At 71.0% G+C, this 3,507-nt stretch carries 3 protein-coding genes; all 3 read right to left on the bottom strand.

Translation table 11 applies throughout. The annotated features are described in order from the left end of the window. Positions 1-783, bottom strand: a 783-nt coding sequence (locus FKV24_RS11125) for a class I tRNA ligase family protein (protein WP_141482435.1), incomplete at its 3' end; no start/stop codon positions are given. A 6-nt stretch (positions 784-789) separates the two neighbouring features. Continuing rightward, positions 790-1,803, bottom strand: coding sequence for a bifunctional riboflavin kinase/FAD synthetase (locus tag FKV24_RS11120; protein ID WP_141482434.1), 1,014 nt, complete (start codon positions 1,801-1,803; stop codon positions 790-792). Between the two features lie 162 nt (positions 1,804-1,965). Next, on the bottom strand, positions 1,966-3,507 hold a 1,542-nt coding region (gene murJ, locus FKV24_RS11115; RefSeq protein ID WP_111266025.1), incomplete at its 5' end, for a murein biosynthesis integral membrane protein MurJ.

Raw genomic sequence — 3,507 nt, 5'->3', positions numbered from 1 at the left:
CAGTTCGGGACCGACCGAGACCGCCAGCGAGGCCGGCAGCGTCCACGGAGTGGTGGTCCAGATCGGCATCGCGACCTCGACCCCCTCCGGCAGCGCGACGCCGAACGCCCGCGCGATCGCCTGCGGATCGCGCGCCGCATAGGCGACGTCGATCGCCGGCGAGACCTTGTCCTGGTATTCGATCTCGGCCTCGGCCAGCGCCGAGCCGCAGTCGAAGCACCAGTGCACCGGCTTGACGCCGCGGGTCAGGTGGCCGTTGTCGATGATCCGCGCCAGCGCGCGCATCTCGTTGGCCTCGAAATGGAAGTCGAGGGTCAGGTAGGGGTTGTCCCAGTCGCCGATCACGCCCAGACGCTTGAAATCGCGGCGCTGGACGTCGATCTGCGACCGCGCGTACTCGCGGCACTTCTGGCGGAACTCGACCGCGTCGAGCTTGACCCCGACCTTGCCATGCTTCTTCTCGATCGCGATCTCGATCGGCAGGCCGTGGCAGTCCCAGCCCGGCACGTACGGCGCATCGAAGCCGGCCATGCACTTCGACTTGACGATGATGTCCTTGAGGATCTTGTTGACCGCGTGGCCGAGGTGGATCGCGCCGTTGGCGTACGGCGGACCGTCGTGCAGCACGAACCGCGGGCGTCCGGCCGCGTGCTCGCGCAGGCGCGCGTACAGGCCTTCGGATTCCCAGCGCTCCAGGGTCCCGGGCTCGCGCCGGGGCAGGTCGCCGCGCATCGGGAAGTCGGTGGCGGGCAGATTCAGGGTGGCTTTGTAGTCCTGGCTCACGGCGGTCTATTCGAAGGAAGGCTCTGTGTGGGAGGTCCGCTCGGGCACGCGCGGGGGGGCGTTGCGGGGCGAGCGGTCAAGCACCGCGCGCGCCTGTTCGGCGTCGCGGTCCATCTGCGCGACCAGGGCCGGCAGGTCGTCGAACTTTTCCTCGTCGCGCAGCTTGGCGACGAACTCGACCTCGATCCGGCGCCCGTACAGGTCGCCCTCGAAATCGAACAGATGGGCTTCCAGCAGCGGCTCCACGCCGTCGACGGTCGGGCGGGTGCCGAGACTGGAAACCGAGGGCATCGGCGCATCGCCGACGCCGTGCACCCAGGTCGCGTGGATGCCCGACAGCGCCGGGGTCCGGCCGCCGAAGCGGATGTTGGCGGTCGGATAGCCGAGCGTGCGGCCCAGCTGCCGTCCGCGCACCACCCGCCCGCCGATCGCGTACGGGCGACCGAGCATCCGCGCGGCGGCGTCGAACGCACCGTCCTGCAGGGCGGCGCGGATGCGGGTGCTGGAGACCCGTTCGCCGTCCAGCATCACCGGCTCGATCTCGCCGGCGACGAAGCCGTGGCGGCGGCCCAGTCGGTGCAGCAGGTCGATGTCTCCGGCACGGGCTTTGCCGAAACGGAAGCCGGGGCCGACCCAGACCTCGCATGCGCGCAGGTGCTCGACCAGCACGCGTTCGACGAAGCTTTCCGCATCCAGGCCGCTCAGGCGCGCGTTGAAACGCAGCAGGCCGACCTGGTCGGCGCCCAGCCCGAGCAGGCCCTCGACCTTGGCCCGCGGCGACAGCAGCCGTGGCGGCGGCGCCTGCGGCGCAAAGAACTCGCGGGGCAGCGGCTCGAAGCTCAACGCCACCGCCTGCAACCCGACGGTGGTGCCGACGCCGGCAATCGCCCGCGAACGCGCGACAGCGTGGCGCACCAGAGCCCGATGGCCCAGGTGAAGGCCATCGAAGGCGCCGATGCAGACCACACTGCCGTGCGGACACCGGGGCCCGCCATCGACGTCACGGAACAGCCTGCTCATAGAACCGGGCAGTATATAGGTCGCCCGGAAAAACTGCCTTCCTGGACATCCCGGCACCGGCGGCTGCGCCCCGCGTCCGGACTGGCCTACCCGCGTCAGGCGCCTGCGGGCCCGACCGGGACTCCGCCGGCCCGCGCCGGACCGCCCGCCCGCGCCCGACGCTCAGTGGCGCAGATGGCGCGGCCGCAGCCCGAGCAGCAACAGTGTCGCCCCATAGGCGCCGCCGCCGGCGGCCACCGTCGCCAGCAGCCACAACCATCGCGACCCCATCGGCAACGCGCCCCAGGCGCCGACGTGCTCGCGGATCGCCACCACCACGACCGTCATCGCCAGCAGCGCCGCCGCGATCCGCCCCAGCCAGCGGCCCCAGCCCGGCTCGGGCGTGTACAGGCCCTGCCGGCGCAGGTAACGCCACAGCAGGGCCGCGTTCAGGATTCCGGCCAGCGCGGTCGCCGCGGCAATGCCGACATGGGCCTCGGCCACGCCCAGCATCCACAACGGGGTCACCAGCAGCACCGTCAGCAGGACGTTCGCCACCACCGTGATCAGCGCCGCGCGCATCGGCGTGCGGGTGTCCTGGCGGGCATAGAAGGCCGGCAGCAGCACCTTGCTGAGCATGAAGGTCGGGATGCCCACGCTCATCGCGGTCAGGGCGATGCCGACCATCCGCGAATCTTCGGCGGTGAACGCACGGCGCTGGAACAACGAGGCGGTCAGCGGTTCGGCCAGCAGGGCCAGCCCCAGCGCCGCCGGGATGCCGATCAGCAGCACGATGCGCAGCCCCCAGTCCAGCGACTTCGAATAGCCGGCCTCGTCCTTGGCGGCGTGGTGGCGCGACAGCTGCGGCAGGATCACGGTGCCGATCGCCACCCCGAACAGCCCCAGCGGCAGCTCGGTCAGGCGGTCGGAGTAGTACAGCCAGGACTGCGCGGCAGGCACCAGCAGCGCCGCGAACATCGTGCCGACCAGCACGTTGATCTGGGCGACCGAGGAGGAGAACACCGTCGGCAGCATCAGCCGGCCGACCCGGCGCACGCCCTCGTGGCGGAAGTCGAAACGCAGCCGCGGGCGCAGCCCCAGCCGCCCCATCGCCGGCCACAGCACCAGCACCTGCAGGATGCCGGCGGCCAGCACACCCCAGGCCATCGACGCTTCCGGCACCTCCAGGCGTCCGGCCAGCAGCAGCATGGCCGCGATCATCGCCAGGTTGTGCAGGACCGGAGTCAGCGCCGGCAGGCCGAAGTGGCGGAAGCTGTTCAGCACCCCACCGGCCAGCGCGGTCATCGAGATGAACACCAGGTACGGGAAGGTGATCCGCAGCATCTGCGCGGCCAGCGGCACGGTCTCGGTGCCCGGCGGCGCCAGCGCCAGGAACAGCTGCGCCACCCACGGCGCCGCCAGCATGCCCAGACCGCTGACCACCACCACCGCCGCGAACAGCGCGCCGGCGACGTGATCGAGCACCTCCTGCAGCGCCTTCTGGTCGCCCTTTTCCTTCAGCTCCGACAACACCGGGACGAAGGCGGAGGAGAACGAGCCCTCGGCAAAGATACGCCGCAGGTAGTTCGGGATCCGGTAGGCGACGACGAAGGCGCTCATTCCCGGCCCGGCGCCGAACAGGCTCGCGGTCACCGCGTCGCGCACGTAGCCGGCGATACGGGAGACGAAGGTCATCAGGCTGAATACGGCGGTCGAGCGCAGCAT

This window comes from Marilutibacter maris (genome assembly GCF_006546735.2).
GTDB classification, from domain to species: domain Bacteria; phylum Pseudomonadota; class Gammaproteobacteria; order Xanthomonadales; family Xanthomonadaceae; genus Marilutibacter; species Marilutibacter maris.
Note: the sequence above shows the minus strand (reverse complement) of the source record. Positions and strands in the feature narration are given on the sequence as shown.

Excerpts from the sequence above, each read along its gene's own strand:
- FKV24_RS11120 (WP_141482434.1), bottom strand. The coding sequence starts at position 1,803 with ATGAGCAGGCTGTTCCGTGACGTCGATGGCGGGCCCCGGTGTCCGCAC.